The 4283-nt window shown below is 47.6% G+C and carries 2 protein-coding genes and 1 pseudogene; 1 reads left to right on the plus strand and 2 read right to left on the minus strand.

The window, feature by feature from the left end; translation table 11 throughout:
• Positions 1 to 70: 70 nt before the first annotated feature.
• Both argJ and RMO35_RS11950 read right to left on the minus strand, forming a co-directional pair.
• A complete protein-coding gene (argJ, locus tag RMO35_RS11945; RefSeq protein ID WP_396135657.1) occupies positions 71 to 1309 on the minus strand; it encodes a bifunctional ornithine acetyltransferase/N-acetylglutamate synthase in 1239 nt (412 codons plus the stop codon).
• Positions 1310 to 1470: 161 nt separating this feature from the next.
• Positions 1471 to 2850, minus strand: coding sequence for a hypothetical protein (locus tag RMO35_RS11950; RefSeq protein WP_309741463.1), 1380 nt, complete (start codon positions 2848 to 2850; stop codon positions 1471 to 1473).
• A gap of 211 nt (positions 2851 to 3061) precedes the next feature.
• Between RMO35_RS11950 and RMO35_RS11955 the strand changes: the two are divergent.
• Positions 3062 to 4283 (plus strand): annotated as a pseudogene (locus RMO35_RS11955) (alpha-mannosidase); the annotation flags it as partial.

The raw sequence follows: 4283 nt of genomic DNA on the forward strand, positions 1-4283 counted from the left end.
ATTGAGAATTGAGAATTGCGGATGCTAAAAGGATGTCTGAAAAGTTATAGCAGTGCTGTAAATTATGCGATTAGGTCGTATATTCAGCATTAATTTTCACATAGTCATAACTGAGATCGCAGCCCCAAGCGATGCCATTGCCGCTACCATTGCCGACGGTGACTGAGATGAGGACTGTATCGGTTTTGAGGTATTCGCCTTGACTGGCAGCCTTGAGGTAATTACTAGCAGCTATTCGATCGAATGTCAAAGGTTGTCCATTTGCCATCAATTGGATCTCGCCTAACTGTACTGCCAAATTATTTTGGTCGAAGGGGACGCCAGCTTTGCCCGCAGCCATCGCAATCCTACCCCAATTGGGATCGCGCCCAAAAATTGCAGCTTTGAGAATGGAAGATCCGGCAATTTCACGGGCGATTTGTCGTGCATCGCGATCGGTTGTCGTCCCCGATACCCGGACTTCAATCAGACAGGTGGCACCTTCACCATCCCGCGCGATCGATTTGGCAAGATATTGACAAACAGCGGTGAGCATGGCTTCCAATTTATCAGCTTCGGCACCGGGTTGGACGATCGCGGGCGTGCGAGATTCGCCATTTGCTAGGGCAATCAGGGTGTCATTGGTGCTAGTATCGCCATCGACAGTAATTTGATTGAAACTGCGATCGGCAGCCCGACTTAACATTTGTTGCCATAATGTGGTCGATACGGCAGCATCACAAGTCACAAAAGCGAGTAGGGTTGCCATGTTGGGATGGATCATCCCCGAACCTTTTGCCATCCCGCCAATTCTAACTGGACGATCGCCAATTGTGGTTTCTAATGCGATCGATTTACTCACCAAATCGGTGGTCATAATTGCTTTAGCAGCGGCATCACCACCCTCATGACTAGCCGCAGCGACTAAGGTCGGAATTCCGGCGACTAAGGCATCCATTTTGATGCGTTGACCGATCACCCCAGTTGAGGCGAGTAAGATCGCTTCTGGGGCGATATTGAGGGCACTAGCGAGCGCGTTCGCACTGGCGATCGCATCTTCCCAGCCAGCTTCACCCGTGGCGGCATTAGCCTGTCCCGAATTGCACAATATCGCCCGCGCGCTGGGTTTGATGGCAAGTTGTTGGCGACAATATTCGACACAGGCGGCGCGTACCTGACTGGTGGTGAAGACTCCAGCCGCGATCGCATCTACGTCTGATAAAATCAGCGCTAGATCTGGCAACCCAGAAGCTTTCAGCCCCGCTGTAATCCCCGCTGCTCTGAAGCCTCTCGGTGCAGTCACTCCCCCAGAAATCTCTTGCCAGTCCATATGTGTCATTTAGTTAGCAGGTACTAATTATCAGGATACTAGCATAGGGGCTACGATCTGTGGCGATCGATGCAGTAATAGCATTCGATCGTTATTTATCAGCATCTGGTAGAGTGTGTTATCCCGCAGGGTAACGCACCAAAAACATCTAAAAATTTATCTCAATCTTTAATAGTTCGATCGGTTATCAACCGCCAGATCTCAATCAGCCAGTTTTCAATGTTTAGCATGATGCGATCGAGCCAAACTAATAATTTAGCAAGCAAGGATGTTTTGTAGCCGATCGGTTCTGAAGTTACTTCGATCCAGTCTGGCTGATATTCGAGATTGTGGTAGTTTTGATTTGATAATTGACCCGTACCTCGACCGAGTAAACTCTGATGTTTAGATGTGGCTCTAAATTTAGTTTTTCTCACAGTCTCAATTTTGAGATCGCTTTGCCGTACCACTGGTGTTAGTTGGAATTCTGAGGGCTGGTGAATGATTTCTAGATCGCTTTTGTTGGGAATATACCAATATTCTCGATAGTAACTCCACCACTGCTTGAGCCAATTTGGTTGAAGTTGAGCAATAGTTTCTAAAACGGGTCGATGGCGCTGGGGTGTAAGTGCCTCCTCAATAAATGGCGGTAATTGTGGTAAATCTAGAAATCTGGAGCTACGTGGTGGTTGTGGTGTGAAAGAGTAACTGCTCGGTGCCAACTGTGGGGCTAAGTCCGGCTCAGTTAGTTCTAACTGCGCTAATGAATTGGATATCTCCATTGAGGGTTTAATAGTTAAATCTCGCCACCAATTTTGTAACCGCTCTGATAGATTTGGCGAGATATTATCTCGATCGGCTAGTAATTTTTGCTCGATCGGACTACCATCTAGAAGTAAAGATTTTTTTGCTGTGGCAAGTTGCTTATCGGTACGATCGGTTGACAATTGCTGATGATGCCATTGGTGCCAATCGATTGCCAAATCCATCCCAATCCGGCGCCGAATTTCTTGTTGTTGAGTGAGCGTCAGAATATCGAGGAGTTCGTTTTCGGTAGTGACTAGAACTAATTGTCGATCGATTAGTAACGAACTCAATCCCCTGACGATGGGCTTGTTACGGGTAACTTGATGAGATTTATGAAGGCTACGCTCGTCCCAATCCCACTCTTCAGGAAGGTAATCTTCATCGGCGATCGTTCTTGCGGCTGTAGTTAGATTTACCTTTCGTCGATCGATCGAAGACTGCTGCTTGATTGCTAAAGCTGTGGGTAATGCAATCTCAATCGGATAGCCACTCTCAGCAACTAAATCCAGTGCCTGTTCGATGTTAATATCGGGTACTGGCTGGAATGGCAGCGATCGCCGCTGCGGCGGTGCAGGAAGTTCGGGTTGAAATATTTTAGCTGTCTGTGCCAGTAATTGGATGGGATATAGTAAGACTTGACCGCTCCAAACTACTGCCACTTTGATATGTCGCCAACCCTTGGCACAGTTATTTTTTAACTCGTTGGTACGTTTATTAATAAAAGTGAAGACTCGACTTTGATAATTTCCAGACATGGGGTTTAGTTAAAAGTTGGCAGCTTTAAAAAGGTTGTGAAAAGTTGGTATCGTCCACTAGCTGAATTTTGAGACTAGCTCTACCACTGTAAATATTTATACTATCCTCTACTGGAAATCTCTCATCTCAAACCGGGTAGTATTTGAATCCTGACACTCCCACGATCGATATTAATGACTTTTTTTAAATATCTAAGATTTTAGCGAAACTATGAATGATTCCGAGCAAAGTTTTGTATCTTCTGTACTCATCTCACTCGATAGACTGCGGAATTTGAGTCAGATCGATATTTTAGCTGATTGGCGGATCTGTCTGGCGGGTGGGCTAACAACAGATCCGAGCAAATGGGATCTCGCACGTCTCAATCACAAAGGACAAATCGAGTGGGAGCGCGGTAGACAAGAGATTTGGCTGGCTCGACAGTTGACGATTCCGGCGGCGGTGGGGGGTTATCCAGTTACAAGTTTATCTTGTCGGTTGGCTTTTACCTGGTGGGCAGAGGTGGCGCAGGTATTTGTCAATGGGGAATTGGTGCAGGAAGGCGATTTATTCGACCACAGTCCGCGCGTGCTGTTGATGTCCGCAGCGGTGCCGGGAACGGCTGTAGACGTGCGGTTGCGATTGGTGAGTCCGGGGCACGATATCGGTGCTTTGATGCGTTCTCGGTTAATTTTTGAGTCCGCAGATCGAGCATATCCCGAGCCGGGTTGGTTGGCGGATGAGTTGGCGGTGATGGTAAAGCAGGTGGCAAGTTTTCAGCCAGAGAAGTTGGGGGAAGTGGTAGAAATTATCGATACGATTGACTATGGTTTACTGGAGGTGAGTAGTAGTCGGTTTATGGCGCAGGTATCAGGCGTTAAGAATCGGGTTAAATCGATCGGCTGCGGCGGGGATCTACCCACCCCGCCCTACGGGCACCCCTCCCGAGAGGGGATTTTTCATGCGGAGTCTTCTAGGGAAGAGATTTTGGTAGGAAATATTCAATTGTTGGGACATGCTCATTTGGATATGGCGTGGTTGTGGGAGGTGGCGGAGACTTGGGAGGTAGCGGAGCGGACGTTTCGATCTGCATTGAAGTTACAGCAGTTATTCCCCGATCTCACATTTTGTCATTCTACGCCCGCATTGTATGAGTGGATGGAATTAAATCAGCCGGAAGTATTTGCGGGGATTTGTCAGCAGGTGCAGGCGGGTAAGTGGGAAATCGTCGGGGGAATGTGGATCGAACCAGATCTTAATCTAATTTCAGGAGAATCGATCGCGCGGCAGATTATCTACGGACAAGCATACAACCAGTCGAGGTTTGGCGCACATACTCAAGTCGCATGGCTCCCGGATACGTTTGGATTTTGCTGGCAATTACCGCAGTTATTAAAGCAAGGCGGGATCGATTACTTCGTTACGCAGAAATTTCTCTGGAATGATACGACAA

Source organism: Chamaesiphon sp. OTE_20_metabat_361, assembly GCF_031364565.1.

Excerpts from the sequence above, each read along its gene's own strand:
- argJ (WP_396135657.1), bottom strand. The coding sequence starts at position 1,309 with ATGGACTGGCAAGAGATTTCTGGGGGAGTGACTGCACCGAGAGGCTTC.
- RMO35_RS11950 (WP_309741463.1), bottom strand. The coding sequence starts at position 2,850 with ATGTCTGGAAATTATCAAAGTCGAGTCTTCACTTTTATTAATAAACGT.